The 18,513-nt window shown below is 72.6% G+C and carries 19 protein-coding genes; all 19 read left to right on the top strand.

Annotation, left to right across the window (positions count from 1 at the left end; all coding sequences use genetic code 11):
- Positions 1–7 precede the first annotated feature (7 nt).
- The 19 genes from AC3WUG_RS07230 to AC3WUG_RS07320 all read left to right on the top strand — a co-directional run bounded on the left by AC3WUG_RS07230 (position 8) and on the right by AC3WUG_RS07320 (position 18,389).
- The gene (locus AC3WUG_RS07230) at positions 8–1,510 is read left to right on the top strand and encodes a type IV pilus twitching motility protein PilT (protein ID WP_492327058.1); all 1,503 of its coding nucleotides are present in this window, start codon (positions 8–10) and stop codon (positions 1,508–1,510) included.
- Entirely contained in the window at positions 1,510–2,760 is a 1,251-nt protein-coding gene (locus AC3WUG_RS07235; protein ID WP_492327059.1) for a type II secretion system F family protein, read from the top strand. Before AC3WUG_RS07230 ends, AC3WUG_RS07235 begins: the two co-directional genes overlap by 1 nt.
- 255 nt (positions 2,761–3,015) lie before the next feature.
- Positions 3,016–3,435: a type IV pilin protein gene (locus tag AC3WUG_RS07240; RefSeq protein WP_492327060.1), complete on the top strand. Its 420-nt coding sequence runs from the start codon at positions 3,016–3,018 to the stop codon at positions 3,433–3,435.
- Between the two features lie 108 nt (positions 3,436–3,543).
- On the top strand, positions 3,544–5,331 hold the full coding sequence (locus AC3WUG_RS07245) for an Ig-like domain-containing protein (protein WP_492327061.1): 1,788 nt from the start codon (positions 3,544–3,546) through the stop codon (positions 5,329–5,331).
- Complete coding sequence (locus AC3WUG_RS07250) at positions 5,331–6,005, top strand: PulJ/GspJ family protein (RefSeq protein ID WP_492327062.1); 675 nt, start codon at positions 5,331–5,333, stop codon at positions 6,003–6,005. Before AC3WUG_RS07245 ends, AC3WUG_RS07250 begins: the two co-directional genes overlap by 1 nt.
- A 2-nt stretch (positions 6,006–6,007) precedes the next feature.
- On the top strand, positions 6,008–7,561 hold the full coding sequence (locus AC3WUG_RS07255; RefSeq protein ID WP_492327063.1) for a ricin-type beta-trefoil lectin domain protein: 1,554 nt from the start codon (positions 6,008–6,010) through the stop codon (positions 7,559–7,561).
- A 13-nt stretch (positions 7,562–7,574) separates the two neighbouring features.
- Positions 7,575–8,360: a prepilin peptidase gene (locus AC3WUG_RS07260; RefSeq protein ID WP_492327064.1), complete on the top strand. Its 786-nt coding sequence runs from the start codon at positions 7,575–7,577 to the stop codon at positions 8,358–8,360.
- A gap of 90 nt (positions 8,361–8,450) precedes the next feature.
- Complete coding sequence (gene pilM, locus AC3WUG_RS07265; RefSeq protein WP_492327065.1) at positions 8,451–9,515, top strand: type IV pilus assembly protein PilM; 1,065 nt, start codon at positions 8,451–8,453, stop codon at positions 9,513–9,515.
- On the top strand, positions 9,512–10,276 hold the full coding sequence (locus AC3WUG_RS07270) for a PilN domain-containing protein (protein ID WP_492327066.1): 765 nt from the start codon (positions 9,512–9,514) through the stop codon (positions 10,274–10,276). The genes pilM and AC3WUG_RS07270 overlap by 4 nt, the downstream gene beginning before the upstream one ends.
- Before the next feature lies 1 nt (position 10,277).
- Positions 10,278–11,093 carry a hypothetical protein gene (locus tag AC3WUG_RS07275; protein WP_492327067.1) on the top strand — a complete coding sequence of 272 codons (816 nt, stop codon included), beginning with the start codon at positions 10,278–10,280 and terminating at the stop codon, positions 11,091–11,093.
- Positions 11,094–11,172: 79 nt separating this feature from the next.
- Complete coding sequence (gene aroC, locus AC3WUG_RS07280) at positions 11,173–12,363, top strand: chorismate synthase (protein WP_492327068.1); 1,191 nt, start codon at positions 11,173–11,175, stop codon at positions 12,361–12,363.
- Positions 12,360–12,947, top strand: coding sequence for a shikimate kinase (locus AC3WUG_RS07285; RefSeq protein ID WP_492327069.1), 588 nt, complete (start codon positions 12,360–12,362; stop codon positions 12,945–12,947). The genes aroC and AC3WUG_RS07285 overlap by 4 nt, the downstream gene beginning before the upstream one ends.
- Complete coding sequence (gene aroB / locus AC3WUG_RS07290; protein ID WP_492327070.1) at positions 12,944–14,065, top strand: 3-dehydroquinate synthase; 1,122 nt, start codon at positions 12,944–12,946, stop codon at positions 14,063–14,065. The genes AC3WUG_RS07285 and aroB overlap by 4 nt, the downstream gene beginning before the upstream one ends.
- Before the next feature lie 83 nt (positions 14,066–14,148).
- A complete protein-coding gene (locus tag AC3WUG_RS07295) occupies positions 14,149–14,844 on the top strand; it encodes a hypothetical protein (RefSeq protein ID WP_492327071.1) in 696 nt (231 codons plus the stop codon).
- Entirely contained in the window at positions 14,841–15,365 is a 525-nt protein-coding gene (locus AC3WUG_RS07300; protein WP_492327072.1) for a hypothetical protein, read from the top strand. Before AC3WUG_RS07295 ends, AC3WUG_RS07300 begins: the two co-directional genes overlap by 4 nt.
- Before the next feature lie 106 nt (positions 15,366–15,471).
- Positions 15,472–16,431, top strand: a complete 960-nt coding sequence (locus AC3WUG_RS07305; protein WP_492327073.1) for a GGDEF domain-containing protein — start codon at positions 15,472–15,474, stop codon at positions 16,429–16,431.
- 181 nt (positions 16,432–16,612) lie between these two features.
- A complete protein-coding gene (gene efp / locus AC3WUG_RS07310; RefSeq protein WP_147793617.1) occupies positions 16,613–17,176 on the top strand; it encodes an elongation factor P in 564 nt (187 codons plus the stop codon).
- 1 nt (position 17,177) lies between these two features.
- On the top strand, positions 17,178–17,594 hold the full coding sequence (nusB, locus tag AC3WUG_RS07315; protein ID WP_147793616.1) for a transcription antitermination factor NusB: 417 nt from the start codon (positions 17,178–17,180) through the stop codon (positions 17,592–17,594).
- Between the two features lie 396 nt (positions 17,595–17,990).
- Positions 17,991–18,389: a hypothetical protein gene (locus tag AC3WUG_RS07320; RefSeq protein ID WP_492327074.1), complete on the top strand. Its 399-nt coding sequence runs from the start codon at positions 17,991–17,993 to the stop codon at positions 18,387–18,389.
- Positions 18,390–18,513 lie beyond the last annotated feature (124 nt).

The following is an 18,513-nucleotide window of genomic DNA, read 5'->3' on the forward strand; positions in this document are numbered from 1 at the left end:
TGGAGCGGTGAGCGAGTACGACACGCCTGAGCCGTGGCAGCAGACGCAGGCGCTGCCGCCGTACGTGCCGGGCGCCGGTGCGCCGGCGGTCTCGCCGGTGCCGGCGGTGGCGCCGCCCGTGGCGACCCAGGCCGCTCATGCGCCGCGTGGGTACGGCCTCCCGGCGCCCGCGATCCCCCCGGGCGCGACGTACCCCGCCGCGCCGCCGACCGGCGCCCCGGTGCCCGGTATCCCGGCGCCCTCCGCCCCGGCTGCCACTGCGCCCGCGGCCGTGCCGCAGGGCGCGGCCGGTGCCCCGGCACGCGCGGCCGCGGCACCCGGCACCCGGGCGGCGCTGCGCTCCGGCGGCGCGCGCGCGGGCATGGGCGAGCAGACCCGCGAGGGGGACCTCGACCTGGAGGGTGCGCTGCACGCGATGGTGGCGGCCGGGGCTTCCGACCTGCACCTCACCTCGGGCGCCGCGCCGACCATCCGGTTGTCCGGCTCGCTCGTCCCGCTCGAGGGCTACGACGTCCTGCAGCCGGAGGCGCTCCGCCGCACGCTGTACTCGGTCCTCACCCAGAAGCAGCGGGAGAAGTTCGAGGCGAACCTCGAGCTGGACCTGTCCTACGCCGTGCGTGGCCTCGCCCGGTTCCGTCTCAACCTGTACCAGCAGCGCGAGTCCATCGGCGCGGCCTTCCGCGTGATCCCGTACGAGATCAAGCCGCTGGAGCAGCTGGGCGTCCCGCCCATCGTGGCGACGTTCGCGGGGCTCCCTCGCGGCCTGGTGCTCGTCACCGGTCCGACCGGCTCCGGCAAGTCGACGACGCTCGCGTCGATCATCGACCTGGCCAACCGCACGCGGCCCGACCACATCATGACCGTCGAGGACCCGATCGAGTTCCTGCACCGGCACAAGAAGGCGCTGGTGAACCAGCGCGAGGTGGGGGAGGACACCCACTCGTTCGCCAACGCGCTCAAGCACGTGCTGCGGCAGGACCCGGACATCATCCTGGTCGGCGAGATGCGCGACCTGGAGACCATCTCCGTCGCCCTGACCGCGGCCGAGACCGGTCACCTCGTGTTCGCGACCCTGCACACGCAGGACGCGGCCCAGACCATCGACCGCATCATCGACGTGTTCCCGTCGGGGCAGCAGGCGCAGGTGCGGACTCAGCTCGCGGGCGCGATCCAGGGCGTCGTCAGCCAGACGCTCTGCAAGCGCGCGAGCGGGGTCGGCCGCTCAGTCGCGACCGAGGTCCTGGTGGCGACCCCCGCGATCCGCAACCTCATCCGCGAGGGCAAGACGCACCAGATCTACTCGGCCATGCAGGCCGGGGCCCAGCAGGGCATGCACACCATGGACCAGCACCTCGCCGAGCTCGTGAAGTCGGGCGCGATCACCCACGAGGTCGGTCTCGAGAAGTGCCACCACATCGAGGACTTCAACCGGCTGACCGGCCGGTTCTCCGGCCAGTCGCAGGGCGCGGCCGGCCTCGGTCCGGACTCGTACGGGATGCAGGGACACTGATGGCCACCACCACCGCACCGGGCGCCTCGGGGGCGCGCACCTACGAGTACGCCGTCCGCGACCGGGAGGGGAAGGTCGTCAAGGGTCGCGTCGACGCGGCCAACGAAGCGGCCGTCGCCAGCCGGCTCCGGGAGATGGGGCTAGCAGCGCTGTCGATCTCGGAGGTCAAGAACACGGGTCTGCAGCGAGAGATCTCGTTCCCCGGGTTCGGCGACCGGATCACGCTCAAGGACCTCGCGGTCGCGGCGCGCCAGCTCGCGACGATGATCAACTCCGGTCTGTCGTTGATCCGCGCGCTGGCGATCCTGGCCGACCAGACCGAGTCGAAGCCGCTCGCTAAGATCGTGGCGCAGGTGCGCAACGACGTGGAGACGGGTGTGGCGTTCTCCGTCGCGCTCGGGCGGCACCCCGAGGTGTTCCCGCCGCTGATGATCAACATGGTGCGCGCGGGTGAGATCGGCGGCTTCCTCGACGAGGTGCTCGTCTCCATCGCCGAGAACTTCGAGTCCGAGGTCAAGCTCCGCGGCAAGGTGCAGAGCGCGATGACCTACCCGGTCGTCGTCTTCGTCATCGCGATCTTGGCCGTCGTCGGCATGCTGCTGTTCATCGTGCCGATCTTCCAGAACATGTTCGCCTCGCTCGGCGGCGAGCTCCCCGCGGCGACGCAGTTCCTCGTGTTCCTCTCCGGAGTCCTCAAGTGGGCGATCGGGCCGATGGTCGCGGCGCTGATCGTTTTCGCGGTGTGGTGGGGCCGGCACAAGAACGACCGCGCGGTCCGGGAGAAGCTCGACCCACTCAAGCTGCGCCTGCCGGTGTTCGGCAAGCTGTTCAAGAAGATCGCGATCGCGCGGTTCACCCGGAACTTCGGCGCGATGATCCACGCCGGTGTCCCGATCCTTCAGGCGCTGGAGATCGTCGGCGAGACGAGCGGCAACGTCGTCGTCGAGCGTGCCACCAAGGCGGTCCAGGAGTCCGTCCGCACCGGCCAGTCGCTCGCCGGCCCGCTGGCCGACCACCCGGTGTTCCCGCCCATGGTCACGCAGATGATGGCCGTCGGCGAGGACACCGGCGCGCTCGACACCATGCTGGGCAAGGTCGCGGACTTCTACGACCAGGAGGTCGAGTCGACCACCGAACAGCTGACCAGCCTCATCGAGCCGCTCATGATCGTGGTCCTCGGCGGTCTCATCGGCGGCATGATCGTCGCCCTCTACATGCCGATCTTCTCGATCTACGAGCTGGTGCAGTAGTCGTTCGGCAGAACCACAGCCGCAGGTCACCCTCACCCGGGTGACCTGCGGCTTCGTTCACCCCGACGGGTGATGAAAGCGCTCCTCGAATGTCCGTTTCTACCGTTTCGCCTGCGTCGAACGGGTGATTGTCGGATCACCCCGGAACCGACCTCAAGTCACGGGTGCTGGCACCCGAAGTCATCTGTGGCGGGGGACCTGCGGGCCCTTTCCGAACTTGACACAGTGGATTCGAAACTGAAACGGGAGATGAGCATGATCGCTCGCATCCAGAAGGCTATGGCGAAGAAGGACCAGGGTTTCACCCTGATCGAGCTCCTCGTCGTCGTCATCATCATCGGCATCCTCGCGGCGATCGCGATCCCGGTGTTCATGAACCAGCGCAAGAGCGCCATGGACGCCGGCGTGAAGTCCGACCTGCGGACCGTCGCCAACGAGGCCGAGATGTACTTCGTGGACAACCAGGAGTACCCGGCCGACGCGACCGGCACCGGTTCGATCACCCTGACCGGCGCCGCTGGTGGCACCGACGTGGACGTCAAGCTGAGCAACGACAAGACCGAGCTGACCTTCACCAACAACTCTGATGGCAGCTACACGATCGTCGCCGACAACCCGGACGGCAAGGACACCGACATCACGTACGACAGCGCCAAGGGCGGCCTCCAGGACTGACGTCCGGCCCCGCTGACGCACTCACGAGCAGGTGGGTCCGAGCCACGCTCGGACCCACCTGCTCGCGCAGGACCCCCTCCGCCGCCCGCGACCCCAGGAGACGCACCCATGGCCCGGCGCCGCCCGATCCGCCCGCTCGACGACGAGGGCTTCACCCTCGTCGAGGTGATCGTCGCCCTCGCCCTGCTCACGGTCACGGCGACGGCGGCCCTCTACTTCTTCGTCGGTGGCACCCGCGCCGTGAGCCACCAGCAGCAGTCCCAGAACGCGGTCGTGGTCGCGAACGAGGCGATGGAGCGGGCGTACGGCGTCGGCGCGAAGCGCGCCGGCGACACGAGCGGCCTGCTGCTCGGTCGGACCAAGGACGACGTCGAGGCCGCCTGGGCCTCCGTCGCGACCGCGGGCCTCGAGGGCTACGCCGACACCTACGCGGCGTGGGACGCGGCCCCGACCGCCGTGCCCGGCAGCACCGACGACGCCGTGCCGCTGGTCGCGACGTCCGAGCTCAACAACCTCGACTACGAGGCGCTGACCCTGATCGGCCCGTGCTACCGGTCCAAGACCGGCGCGGCGGCGGGCTGCAGCAAGGTCGGCCCGACCGCCCCGGACTCGGCACCCTCGGGCTACACCGAGCTCATGCGCGTGATGGTGCGCGTCACCTGGCAGAGCCAGTCCTGCCCCGAGTCCGGCTGCTCGTACCAGGTCACGTCGCTGATCGACCCCAACTCCGACCTCACCTGGAACAACACCACCCGACCGATCGCGGTCGACGACGACGCCGTCGTCAACGTCGGCGAGCAGGTGGTGATCGACGTGCTGAAGAACGACATCCTCGGCGTCGTCGTGACGAACCCCGTCCAGCTGGTGGGGACGGCGAGCGCGGGCAGCGCGTCCGTCCGCGCCGACGGGCAGATCCTCTACACGGCGCCGGCCAACGTGTCCGGCATCAAGACGGTCACCTACAAGCTCAAGGACCAGTCGGGCCGCGAGTCCAACGTGGCGACGGTGCGCATCCGCGTGATGCCGCGAGCCGTCAACGACACCGCGACGACGAGCCAGAACGCGAACATCACGATCCCCGTCACGGCGAACGACCTCGGCACCGCCGCGGCCGTCACGATCACGTCGCCGCCGGGCGCCGGGTGGAGCGCGACCGTCTCCGGCACCTCGATCGTGTTCAAGCCGCAGAACAAGTCCGGCACGGCCACGTTCCGGTACACCTACACCGACGTCGACGGGCTCGCCGCCATCAACGAGGCGACCGTGACGGTCACGGTGACCACGTGGGCGCCGCCCAAGGTCGCCGACCTCACGATCCGGGTCCCGGCGACCGTCAACGGGTCGAAGACCGACCTCAACATGGTCGGCCTGACCGGCAACCCCAACGGGTACCTCTACGAGGTCGTCTCGGTGGCGATGAACCAGGGCAAGCTCTTCGTCGACGGGCGCTCGTACAACGCGGCGGACAACCGGGTCGGCGCGGCGCTGACCTACGAGCAGCAGGGCAACGTGCTCGGCGTCTGGACGTTCCAGTACCGGGTCCTCACCCCGGACCGCTCGGTCGCGTCCGAGGTGAAGACCGTCACGATCCGGCTGATGCCGGTGGCGCAACCCGACAGCTACTCGGCGAAGAAGAGCACCACGGTGTCGCTGAACATCGGGGCGAACGACGCCCCGATGAACTACGGCGGCACGGTGGCGCTCACCCCGACGTTCACGAACCTGACGTGCGGCACGATCCCGACCCAGCAGCCCGACATCCAGAACGGTCGGATCAACTTCACGACGCCCAAGCAGACCGGCACGTGCACCTTCCAGTACACGCTCCGCGGGACGGGCCAGTACGCGGACATCGTGTCCGAGCCGGTGACGGTCACCGTGCGGGTGACCAACTGATGGAGCGGATCCGGGACGCGATCCGTCGGGAGCGCGGCGACGCGGGCATGACCCTGGTCGAGCTGATCGTCGCGATCGGCATCTTCACGCTGGTGCTGGTCGTGTTCATGGGCGGCGTCGTGATGATGACGCGCGGCACGGTGCGCGCCGATGTGACCGCGTCCTCCGGGGACTCCGTGCGCCTGGCGTTCCAGCGGATGGAGCGCCAGGTCCGGTACGCGGAGTCGGTGAACTACCCGGGCACCGGTGCCAGCGGTCGCCGGTACGTCGAGTTCCGGACCGGTGCGGCGGTGTCGAGCACCGGGTACGCCATGTGCACGCAGTGGCGGTGGGACCCGAGCTCGGGCGACCTGCAGAGCCGCACGTGGCGGGACGCGGCGACGCCCTCGGTGCCGGCGTGGTCCACGCTCATCACGGACGTCGAGGGGGATGACGGCTACACCGCGCAGCGGTACCCGTTCGAGGTGCTCGCGGCGGACGCGGCCAAGAACCAGCCGCGGCAGCGGCTCGTGCTGCGCCTCACGGTCGGGAACGAGTCCGCGGACGCCCGCGTGTCGAGCGAGTCGACGTTCGTCGCGCGGAACAGCACGACCGGGTCGGTGAGCAACGCCGACGCGGACAACGACGGTCAGTCGGACACGCAGGTGTGCGTGGCCGCGGTGGGAAGGCCCTGACGATGCGGACCAAGGTGGGGCGCGGACGGCGCCGCGGCGTGCTCGAGGCCCTGGGCCAGGACAGCGGCGTCGCGATGATGAGCTCGATCCTGCTCGTCCTGATCATGGCCTCGCTCAGCATGGTCGTGCTGGCCCTGGTCATGGCCCAGACCAGGCCGACGGAGTTCGCGCGCAAGAACACCCGCACGATCTTCGCCGCGGAGGCCGGTGTCGAGGCGGCCCTGTCGCAGATCCGGTCCGCGGGCGGCACCCCCGACTTCACCGGGACGATCTACGGCGACCTCACCCAGCTCCCCTGCACGCTCGAGGGCAGCGTGGCGGACGCCGCGGGCGACCTGAGCTACCAGGTCCAGGTGCGCTACTACAAGGACGACCCGGCGGGGCAGTCGGAGACCTGGCTGACCGCGAACAAGATGGCGTGCCGGCCGGCCACGCAGCCGATCTACGCCTACATCACCGCCAAGGGCTTCGCCGAGACGACCCCGCGGCTGTCGGCGGACGACGCCGACCGGTCGCTGTCGACGGTGTACCAGTTCAACACCACCAACACGAACATCGCCGGCGGGCGCATCTACACCTTCGGCGACGCCTTCTGCCTCCGGGCCGACGGGCTCTCGGCCGGGTCGACGATCACGTACAAGCCGAAGTCCGAGTGCGGGTCGGACGACGACCACGAGCTCTGGCTGTACGACGTCGACTACAAGCTGAAGCTGGCGGTCACGACACTTCCCGGCAGCACCGCGCTGTGCATCACCGGCCCGGTGACGGCAGGAGGCACCGGTGAGAAGGTCACGCTCCAGCCCTGTAAGACCGATGCCGCGCGCTGGAACCAGCTGTGGAGCTGGGACACCGGCGCCCGCTGGCAGGGGCAGAGGCAGGATCTGACGAACTACTCGGGTGCGTGCCTCTACGCGGGCACCACCAGCAACGCCGCCGTCGGCAACGCCAAGCTGCACGTCGGCTCGTGCGCGAGCGACCAGCCCTGGGGCTCCTTCAACCCGGACCCGGCCGTGGGCGCCGGTGCGGCGAGCGCGGACACGATCCAGATCGTCAACTACCTCGAGTTCGGCCGCTGCTTCGACGTGACCGACCAGCAGGTCGGCAAGGCCTTCATGATCGTCTACCCGTGCAAGCAGGACCCCAGCGGCGGCGCCCGGCTGAACTGGAACCACAAGTGGTACTACTCGGAGCCGGCGACGGGTACCTCCGTGCGGGAGGACCAGCAGATCTACGTCAAGGAGAACAACGCCGACTCGGGCAAGAAGTGCCTGCAGTCGCCGGGGGCCTCCGGCACGTACGTGACGCTCGTCAACTGCAGCGCCTCGGCCCCCAACCAGCAGTGGGACCGCTACAAGGACACCGGCAACGCGGCGACGTCCTACACGTTCGTGGACTACCTGGGGCGCTGCGTGGGCCTGAGCGAGGACAAGTACAACGACTCGTGGTCCAAGATCGTCGTGACGTCGTGCTCCGGCGAGGCGGACCAGAAGTGGAACGCCCCCGCGCAGAAGTCCGACGCGCAGATCGGGGACTACGTCGAGGGTGCCCGCGGATGACGGGCGGCACGGCGTGACGGGGTTCCTGATCGGCTTCAGCACCCTGCTCGGCCTCGTGGTCGGCTCGTTCCTCAACGTCGTGGTCTGGCGCGTCCCGCGCGGCGAGTCGGTGGTGCACCCGCCCTCGGCCTGCCCGCGCTGCGGGCACCGGATCCGGGCGCGGGACAACGTGCCCGTCCTCTCGTGGGTGCTGCTGCGGGGGAGGTGTCGCGACTGCGCCGCGCCGATCGCGGTGCGGTACCCGCTGGTCGAGGCGGGGACCGGACTGCTGTTCGGGCTCACGGCCGCGTTCACCGGGCTCTCCTGGACGCTCCCGGCGCTCCTCTACCTCGCTGCCGTCGCCGTGGCGCTCACGCTGATCGACCTCGACGTGAACCGGCTGCCGGACGCCATCGTGCTGCCGTCCTACGGTGTCGCCGCCGCCCTGCTGCTCCTCGCCGACCTCGCGCCGGACGGGAGCCTGGACATCCCGGCTCTCGTGCGCGCCCTCGTCGGCGCCGCCGCGATGTTCGCGTTCTACTTCGCGCTCATGGTCGCCAAGCCCGGCGGGATGGGGTTCGGGGACGTCAAGCTGGCCGGCCTGCTCGGGCTGTACCTCGGCTGGTTCGGCTGGGGCGCGCTGGTGGTAGGCGCCTTCGGTGCGTTCGTCATCGGCGGGCTGTTCTCGATCGGGCTCATGGCCGCCAGGCGCGCGGGGCGCAAGACGCGGGTGCCCTTCGGCCCGTGGATGTTCGCGGGCGCCATTCTCGGCATCGTCGCGGGCGAGGCCCTCTGGGCGGCGTACCTGTCTGTTCTCTGACGATTTCTGCAATGCACCCGCCGTACCTCTCAAGGGGCCGTCGGGGGTGCCCGATAAGTACGACGACAAACGACGGCGAAGGGACGTGCGGTGGCCTCCTCACGTGTGGTCGGGCTGGACATCGGGACGAGCGCCGTGCGCGCCACCGAGGTGGCCTTCGGGAGCGGCGGACCCGCTGCCGGCAACGGGACGCTGCAGCGTCTCGGTCAGGTGGAGCTCCCGCCCGGGGCGGTCCGGGACGGCGAGGTCGTCGAGCAGGCGATCGTGTCGCACGCGATCAAGCAGCTCTGGCAGCAGGCGGGCTTCTCGACGAAGGACGTCGTGCTCGGGGTGGGCAACCAGCGGGTGATCGTCCGCGAGATGGAGCTGCCCTGGATGCCGCTCCCGCAGCTCAAGGCGTCGCTGCCGTACCAGGTGCAGGAGCTGCTGCCGGTCGCCGCCGGTGACGCCCTGCTGGACTTCTTCCCGACCGGCGAGGAGGTCGGTGAGCGCGGCCGTACGGTCCGCGGCATGCTCGTCGCGGCCCAGCGGGACACCGTCGCCGCGAACGTCCTCGCCGTCGAGGGCGCCGGTCTGCGCCCGGTCATGGTGGATCTCAACGCCTTCGCCCTCGTCCGGGCCCTCGCGCGTGGCGGCGCCGGCAGCGCGGGCACCGTGGCGTTCGTCGACATCGGCGCCCGGGTGACCAACGTGGTCGTCGCGGTCCGGGGCGTTCCGGCGCTCGTCCGCGTGATCCCGCAGGGCGGCGGCCACATCACCGATGCCGTCGCGACAGCGCTCGGCGTCACGGCCCACGAGGCCGAGGGCATCAAGCGCGAGCTCGGGATCGCGTACGGGGCCGGCGCGGGTCAGGAAGCAGCGGCCGAGGCGATCGGAGCCACGACCCGTCAGCTCGTCGAGTCCATCCGCAACACGTTCGTCTACTACGCCGGCAACCACCCGGGCGCCGGGATCGAGGGCGTCCTGCTGACGGGTGGCGGCGCGCACCTGCCCGGGCTCGGCCAGTTCCTCTCGAGCTCGAGCCGCATCCCCGTCGCGCTCGGCGACGCCCTCCAGGGCCTGCGCCTGGCGAAGACCCTCGACCGTTCCCGACTGGCCGGTGCCGAGTCACTCGTCGCCATGCCGGTCGGCCTCGCGCACGGAGCAGCCGCATGACCGCGACCGCGGAGCGCCCGGCCAAGAGCCCGGCGAAGAAGAGCAAGGGGGCCGGCCAGCCGAGCCCGTTCCACCCCGGGCTGCCGCAGGTCAACCTGCTCCCTCCGGAGGTGCGGGCCGCCCGTTCGCTGTCGGTGGTCAAGCGGTGGCTCGCCATCGGCCTCGTGGTCGTCCTGGCGGTCGTCGCGCTCGGCTACGGCGCCGCAGTTCTCGCCCGCGGCGCGGCGGACGCCGAGCTCGCGGCTGCCGAGGACGCGCAGATGGCCCTGCGCACTGAGGAGGCGAAGTACGCCGAGGTGCCGCAGGTGCTCAACGCGATCAAGGAGACCACCGACGCCCGCGAGGTGGGCATGGCCACCGAGATCGGTTGGCGCTCCTACCTGGACGCCCTCTCCGCCGTCCTGCCCGCGGGGATGAGCGTCGACGACTTCACGCTCACCGGGCCCTCGCCGATCGCGGCCGGTGCTGCGTCCGCCGACCCGCTCCAGGGCCTCAGCATCGGAACGCTGTCGCTCCAGCTCCGGTCGACGACCGCGCCGGTGACGTCGGACCTCCTGGACGCGCTCGACGCCCTGCCCGGCATCGACAGCCCGTGGGTGTCGTCCGTCGCCACCGCCGAGGAGGAGGGCACGACGTACTACGCGGTGTCGCTCAACGCCGTGTTCAACGACGCCGCGCTCGCGAACCGCTTCACCGCCGACGCCGGGGCCGCCTCGGGCGAGACCACGACGGACACCACCGCCACCGAAGGGGACGAGTGACATGGGGCGCTCCAAGACGAGCACCTGGGTGGGCGGCACGGTCGTGGTCGCCCTGCTCCTGCTGGTCGCCGGCTGGTTCCTGCTGATCTCGCCCGTCATGGCGACCGCCAGCGAGACGCGGGCGACGGCCGAGGACGTCGAGGCCGACAACGACATGGCCCGCTCCCGCATCGACTCCCTCAAGCAGCAGTTCGCGAGTCTGGACGCCAAGAAGGCCGAGCTCGCGGCGCTGCAGCTGCAGGTCCCGACGACGGGCCAGCTCGCGTCCTACCTGCGCCAGGTCGACGAGCAGGCCGTCGCGCACGGCGTCGCCGTCACGGGCGTCACGCCGAGCACGCCCGAGCTGTTCGCACCGGTCGCGCCCGTCCCTGCGACGACCGCGACGGACGGCACCGCGACCGACGGCACCGCGACCGAGGGCAGTGCGACGACTGACGGCAGCGCGACGACTGACGGCACCACCGCCGTGGGCACGACAGCCGCGCCCGCGGCGAGCAGCGGGGCTCCGGCCGGCATGGTCGACGTGCCCATCACGATGACCGCGGTCGGCAGCTACGCGAACGTCCTCGGGTGGATCCAGGCGATGCAGGAGCAGACGGATCGCCTGCTGCTCGTCACGAGCGTCTCGGGCACCGCGCAGGACGAGGCGGCGCCCGGCGGTGGCAAGCCGGCCACCACGGTCGGCGACGTCGAGCTCACGATCACCGGCTACCTCTACGTGCTGCCGGGGGACGACTCCATCCCCACCGTCACGCCGGAGGAGCAGGAGGCGCAGCTGCCCGCTGCGGACCCGAACCGCAACCCGCTGCTCGGCTGAGCCCTGCCACCCCCGCGCCCCGGCCCACGACGTGGACCGGGGCGCGGTCGTGTCCGCCCGACGTGGGAAGATCCCGTCCATGCTCCGTTGGTTGACGTCCGGTGAGTCGCACGGCCCCGCCCTGGTGGGCGTCCTCGAGGGCCTGCCCGCGGGTGTGCAGGTCGAGTCGGCCCACATCCGCGACGCCCTGGCGCGGCGCCGGCTCGGCTACGGCCGCGGCGCGCGCATGAAGTTCGAGCAGGACGAGGTCCGGATCCTCGGCGGCGTGCGCCTGGGCGAGTCCCAGGGCGGCCCGGTCGCGATCGAGATCGGCAACACCGAGTGGCCCAAGTGGGTCGACGTGATGTCGGCCGACCCGGTGGACGACCCGGAGAAGCTCAACCGCGCCCGCAACGCCCCGCTGACCCGGCCGCGCCCGGGCCACGCCGACCTCGTCGGCATGCGGAAGTACGCGTTCGACGACGCCCGCCCGGTGCTGGAGCGCGCCTCGGCGCGCGAGACCGCCGCCCGCGTGGCGCTCGGCACCGTCGCGGCGCGGTTCCTCGAGCAGGCCGCCGGCATCCGGCTGGTGTCGCACGTGGTCGGCATCGGCCCGGTCGCGACCCCGGACGGCGCGGCGCTGCCGACCCCGGACGACGTGGCGGCGCTGGACGCCGACCCGGTGCGCTGCTTCGACGCGCCGACCTCGGCGGCGATGGTCGCGGAGATCGACGAGTGCCACAAGGACGGCGACACCCTCGGCGGCGTCGTCGAGGTGCTGGTCTACGGCCTGCCGTCCGGGCTCGGCTCGTACGTGCACGCGGACCGGCGGCTCGACGCCCGCCTCGCGGGTGCGCTGATGGGCATCCAGGCGATCAAGGGCGTCGAGGTGGGTGACGGCTTCCGCACCGCGACCCGCCGCGGCTCGCAGGCGCACGACGAGATGGAGCGGGACGCCGACGGCGTGATCCGCCGGCGCAGCAACCGCGCGGGCGGCCTCGAGGGCGGCATGACGAACGGCGAGATCCTGCGCGTGCGCGCGGCGATGAAGCCGATCTCGACCGTGCCGCGCGCGCTCGACACGGTCGACACGTCGAGCGCCGAGCCCGCGAAGGCGCAGCACCAGCGCTCCGACGTGTGCGCGGTGCCGCCGGCGGCGGTCGTGGCCGAGGCGATGGTGGCGCTCGTCGTCGCCGACGCGCTGCTGGAGAAGACCGGCGGCGACTCGGTGGGCGAGGTGCGCCGGAACCTCGACGCGTACGTCACGTCCATCCCCGACCTGCTGCGATGACCGCCCGCCCGCGGGTCGTCCTGGTCGGCCCGCCCGGGTCGGGCAAGTCGACGGTCGCGCACGCGCTGGCCGGCCGCTGGCAGCTCGCGGAGCGGGACACCGACAGCGACGTCGAGGCGGTGGCCGGCAAGCCGGTGACGGACATCTTCGTCGAGGACGGCGAGCCGCGGTTCCGCGAGCTCGAGCACGAGGCGGTCCGCGTCGCGCTCGGCGAGCACGACGGCGTGCTGGCGCTCGGCGGCGGCGCGGTGCTGCACCCGGCGACCCAGGAGGCGCTGGCCGCCTACCGGGAGGCCGGCGGCGTCGTGGTGTTCCTCGACGTGAGCTTGCGGCACGCGGCGCCGCGCGTCGGGTTCAACCAGTCGCGCCCGCTGCTGCTCGGCAACCCCCGGGCGAAGTGGCAGGCGCTGATGGCGGAGCGGCGGCCGGTGTACGAGGCGGTCGCCACGGTGGTGGTGTCGACGGACGGCATCACGCCGGCGGTCGTGGCGGAGCGGATCGAGGCGGCGCTGGCCGACCTCCGGGCGGGCGAGCCCGGGGCCGGCGACGGCGCCGCGACGGGCGAGGACGGGAGCGGGGCATGAGCACGCGCACGGTGCAGGTCAGGGGCGACCAGCCGTACGAGGTGGTGATCGGGCGCAACCTGCTGGGCGAGCTGCCCCGGCTGCTGGGCGACGGCGTCCGCAAGGTGCTGGTCATCCACCCGACGGCGCTGGCGGCGACCGCCGAGGTGGTGCGCGAGGACCTGACGGCGCAGGGCTACGAGGCGCTGCTCGCCGAGGTGCCGGACGCCGAGCCGGCCAAGTCGGCGCAGGTGGCGTCGTTCTGCTGGCAGGTGCTCGGGCAGGCCGACTTCACGCGCAGCGACGCGGTGATCGGCCTCGGCGGCGGGGCGACGACGGACCTCGCGGGGTTCGTCGCGTCGACCTGGCTCCGCGGCGTCAAGGTCGTGCACGTCCCGACGACGCTGCTGGCGATGGTCGACGCGGCCGTCGGCGGCAAGACCGGGATCAACACGGTCGAGGGCAAGAACCTGGTCGGCACGTTCTACCCGCCCGCCGGCGTGCTGTGCGACCTCGCGGCGCTGGAGAGCATGCCGAAGCACGACTACGTCGCCGGGCTGGGCGAGGTCGTGAAGTGCGGGTTCATCGCCGACCCGCGGATCCTCGAGCTGGTCGAGGCGCACGGGCCGGAGATCACCGACCCCGCGCGGGCCGCGTCGTCGGAGGTGCTGGCGGAGCTGGTCGAGCGGTCGGTCGCCGTGAAGGCCCGGGTCGTGGGGGAGGACCTCAAGGAGGCCGGCCTGCGCGAGATCCTCAACTACGGCCACACGCTGGGCCACGCGATCGAGCACGTCGAGCGCTACTCCTGGCGGCACGGCGCGGCCGTGTCGGTCGGGATGGTGTACGCCGCCGAGCTGGCGCGGCTCGCGGGCCGGCTGGACGAGGCGGTCGTCGCCCGGCACCGGTCGATCCTCACGGGGCTCGGCCTGCCGACGGCGTACCGCGGCGACCGGTGGGACCAGCTGCACGCCGCCATGCGCCGGGACAAGAAGACCCGGGGCGACCTGCTGCGGTTCGTGGTGCTCGACGACGTGGCGCGGCCGTCCCGGCTGGAGGGGCCCGACCCGTCGCTGCTGGTGGCCGCGTACGCGGAGATCTCCGAGGGCGTCGCCCCGGTGCGGGGCATCTCGCTCGGGTGAGTCTCACAAAGTCCCAGCTTTGTTCTGAGTCGTACAACCTCTAGAGGTTGTAGCGAGCGTTACCACGTCGTACCGTGGACGCCATGTGGACCCTGACGGTGGACCAGGAGGGCAGCCGGCGCGTGGGCGACCGCGTCGACGCGCTGCTGGCCGACCTCGCGACCGCGTCGCCGCTCGTCGGCGCCGCCCCCGGGGCGGTGGTGCTGCCGTTCGAGCGCACGGTGGGCGACGAGGTGCAGGCGGTCGTCGCGGACGCCGACCTCGTCGTCGCGCTGACCCTGCACCTGGTCCGGGCCGGCGGGTGGAGCATCGGGATCGGCGCCGGAGTCGTCGACACCCCGCTGCCGGCGTCCTCCCGTGCGGGGTCCGGCAGCGCGTTCATCCACGCGCGGGAGGCCGTCGAGGCGGCGAAGTCCCGGCTGCGCAGCGTGCCGCTGGCGGTGCGGGGCACGGACCCGGACCTGGCGGCCGAGGCGGAGGGCGTGCTGACGCTGCTCGGCGCCGTGGTCGCGCGGCGCACCGCCGCGGGGTGGTCGGTCGTCGACCGGGTCGCGCGCCCGGCGGGGGAGCCTCCGGCCCGGCAGGAGGACGTCGCCGCCGCGCTCGGCATCAGCCAGCAGGCCGTCAGCGCCCGCCTGCGTTCCGCGCTGTGGGCCGAGGAGGTCGCGGCCCGGCCCGCGGCGGCGCGCCTGCTGCGGCTCGCGGTCGGGTCCGGCCACGATGGGTCGGCCGGCGGGGGACCCGACCCCGCCGCCGACGACCCGGAGGGACGCGCGTGACGACGCTGTGGGGGACCGTGCTGGTCGTGGGGGCCCTGGCGGTCAGCGTCGGCCTGGGCTGGGTCGCCGCGGCGGGCGTGCTGCGGCTGGCGGACCGGGGAGGCCGGCGCTCGCCCGGCACCCCGCGGCAGCCGGTCGCGGCGGGTGGGTCGGGGCCCGCGGCCGGCCCCGCCAACGACCACCCCCGCGACTACCGCAAGGGCCGGGTCAACCCCGGCGCGGACGGCGACGCGAACGCCCGCGCGCTCGGTGACGGGCCCGACAGCGACCGCGCCCGTGCGAAGCTGCGCGGCGGCACCTGGATCGGGGTGCTGGAGCGCCTGGCCATCACGGGCACGCTGCTGGCCGGCGAGCCGGGTGGGGTCGCGGTCGTCGTCGCCGTCAAGGGCCTCGGCCGGTACCCGGAGCTGCGCGCGGGCGACGACCCCGCGGTGTCCGAGCGGTTCGTGATCGGCACGCTGGCGTCGCTCGTGTGGGCGGCGGGCGTGGGCGTGCTCGGACGCTGGCTGCTGACGCGGTGAGCCGTGGGGCGGCTGCGCCGGCCGGTCCCGAGTCAGCACGCTCCCCGACAGCGGCGTCACCCGATCCAGCGGTCCAGTCACGGGCAGCGCTTCCCGATGGGGACGCATGCGCGGAGACCACGTGGGCCCGGGGGAGGACCGCGACGTCGCCGCGCGCGACCACCTCGCGATCGGCCTGTTCGTCATGGCGCTGGTCACGGCGCTGGGCGGGGTGTGGCCCGCCGACCCGATCTCGCCCGCGCAGTGGTGGCTCGTGGTGTCGGCCGTCGACGTCGTCCTGTGCGGGCTCCTGCTTGTGCTGCCGGTGCACCAGCGCAGCACCCAGGCGGTGGTGATCGCGGGGATCGTCGTCTCCGCGGTCCTCGTCACCAGCTGCCACACCGCCCAGGGCGTCGTGGTGTTCGCGCTGGGGTTCGTCGTGGCCGGGCAGTTCGCGGCCTACTCGCTGGAGCGCCGGCGCGCCGCGGTGGTCGCCGGGGTGGTGATGGCCGCGATCGCCCTGTCGGCGTCGTTCGCGCCCGCCTCGGTGCACCCGGTCATCGTGGTGGCGGCGAGCACCATGGCGCTGCTGTCGGCGTGGCTGATGGCGCAGCAGTCCGAGCGGCTGCGGCGCCAGGCCCGCACGGACCACCTCACCGGGGCGCTCAACCGCGGCGCGTTCTACGAGCGGCTGACGGGCGCACTCCCGCGCGCCCTGCGCACCGGCGCGGCGCTGAGCGTCGTGGCGTTCGACGTCGACGACCTCAAGGTCGTGAACGCCCGGCACGGCCACCTCGGCGCGGACGACCTCCTGGCGGCGCTCGCCGCGGGGTGGCGCGCGGCGCTGCCCCACCGGGCCTTCCTCGGGCGGGTGGGCGGCGACGAGTTCCTGGCGGTGCTGCCGGGCGCGGACGAGGTCGACGCCCGCCGCTGGGCGTCGACCGCGGCGCACGGGAGCACGCTGTCGTCCAGCGCCGGGGTCGCGTCGCTGCGCCCCGAGGACACGGTGCGCAGCCTGCTCGACCGCGCCGACGCCGACCTGTTCGCCGCGAAGGACGCGCGCCGGACGCTCGCGGGAAACCTCTGAGCACGGTCGGGCGGTGCGGCCCTCGTGCGGCCGCTCCGGGCCCGCGTGCGTCGCGCGCCGGAGCAGCGCGGTCGCCGGGCGGTCCCGCGCGCTAGGATGGTCGGCGGCCCAGCCCCGCCCGCGACCCGCGGGAGCGCGTGGCGGCCCCGGCAGACGCACCCAGAACAGGAAGCAGCGACACGTGGCGACGACGAACGACCTGAAGAACGGCACCGTGCTGAGGATCGACGGCCAGCTCTGGACGGTCATCGAGTTCCAGCACGTGAAGCCCGGCAAGGGCGGCGCGTTCGTCCGGACCAAGCTGAAGAACGTCCTGTCCGGCAAGGTCGTGGACCGCACGTTCAACGCCGGCACCAAGGTCGAGACGGCGAACGTCGACAAGCGCGACATGCAGTACCTGTACAAGGACGGCGAGGACTTCGTGTTCATGGACACGGACACCTACGACCAGATCACCGTCCCGGCCGCCACCGTCGGCGACGCCGCGAACTTCATGCTCGAGAGCACCAGCGCGATGGTCGCGACGAACGACGGCGTGCCGCTGTACGTCGAGCTCCCGCCGTCCGTGACCCTCATGGTCACGTACACCGAGCCGGGCCTGCAGGGCGACCGCTCCTCGGCCGGCACCAAGCCCGCGACGCTGGAGACCGGCTACCAGATCCAGGTCCCGCTGTTCCTGGAGTCGGACACCAAGGTCAAGGTCGACACCCGCGACGGCAGCTACCTGGGTCGCGTGAACGACTGAGGTGGGAGCTCGCACCAAGGCCCGCAAGCGGGCCCTCGACGTCCTCTTCGAGGCGGAGCAGCGCCGGCTCGACCCGCTGACCGTGCTCGCGGACCGCATCGCGCAGCCCGGCACCGAGGCGGCCCTGCCGCAGTACTCGGTGGAGCTGGTCGAGGGCGTGCAGGCGCAGCGCGCCCGGATCGACGAGGTCATCGCGACCCACTCGCACGGCTGGACGATCGAGCGGATGCCGGCGGTCGACCGCGAGCTGCTGCGGATCGGCACGTGGGAGATCCTGTTCAACGACGACGTGCCGGACGCGGTCGCCGTGGACGAGGCCGTCGAGCTGGCCCGCAGCCTGTCGACGGACGAGTCCCCGGGCTTCGTCAACGGCCTGCTGGGCCGCCTGGTCGACCTGAAGCCGACCCTCCTGGCCTGACCCGCGCACGCACGGCCCCCGCCGCCCTCCCGGGCGGACGGGGGCCGTCCTGCGTCCGGGGGGGGGGGGGGGGGGGCAACGGCCCGCGCACGGGTCCGTCGGGCTCCATGGGCGGGTGACCACGGACTCGACCGGGCTGCTCGGCGGCGACCTCAGCCCCGTGGGCTGGATGGTCGCGTTCGTGCGGGCGCCGCACGACGCGCTCGTGGCCGACCTGTCCTGGCGGCGTGGCCTGGGGCAGCACGTCGAGGCCGCTTCGGCGGGCCGGTTCCCGAGTGCCTCGCCGCCCTGGAACCGCTCGAGGCGCCGTGGACGACCGAGCTCTTCATCGCGGGAGCCGGGTGGACGGCGTACCTCAACAACGCTCGCGACGGCGGCGACCCGACCTCGGCGTCGATGGTCCTCGCGCAGCGGCTCGGCGTCCGCTGCGTCGTGGCGATGTCGTCGCCCCTGCACGGTCCGGGGCACGGCGGCACCCAGCTCTGGGTGACCGGCCCGGACGGCGAGCCGCCGCTCGGGTACGTGCGGACGCTCGCGGCCGTCGCGACCGACGGTCGGTGGTCGTGGCACGAGAGCGGACGCGCGCTCCCGTTCGAGGACGAAGGCCGCCGCGGAGCGCGCCGTGTCCGCGACCGCCTCGACCAGGGCCTGCTCGTGACGTACCTGGCGGCCCTGGGCATCCGCGTCGACGACCCGGGCTGGTTCGGTGACGCCACCGTGGTGCGGCAGCGCGTCGCGTGGGACACGCACCCCGAGAACGTCGCCGACGCAGCGCGCCGACTCGGACTCGCGTGATCCGGAGGACCCGCCTCGATGTCGTCGAGTGGGCACTAGATGTCCCTTCCGGGCGCTCCGACTGGACATCTACTGCCCGCTCGGCGGTGCGCGCGCGGAGCGGGTGGGCGCGGGCCGCGCGAGG

It is taken from the genome of Cellulomonas sp. EB106-03-03-XG116, from assembly GCF_058792015.1.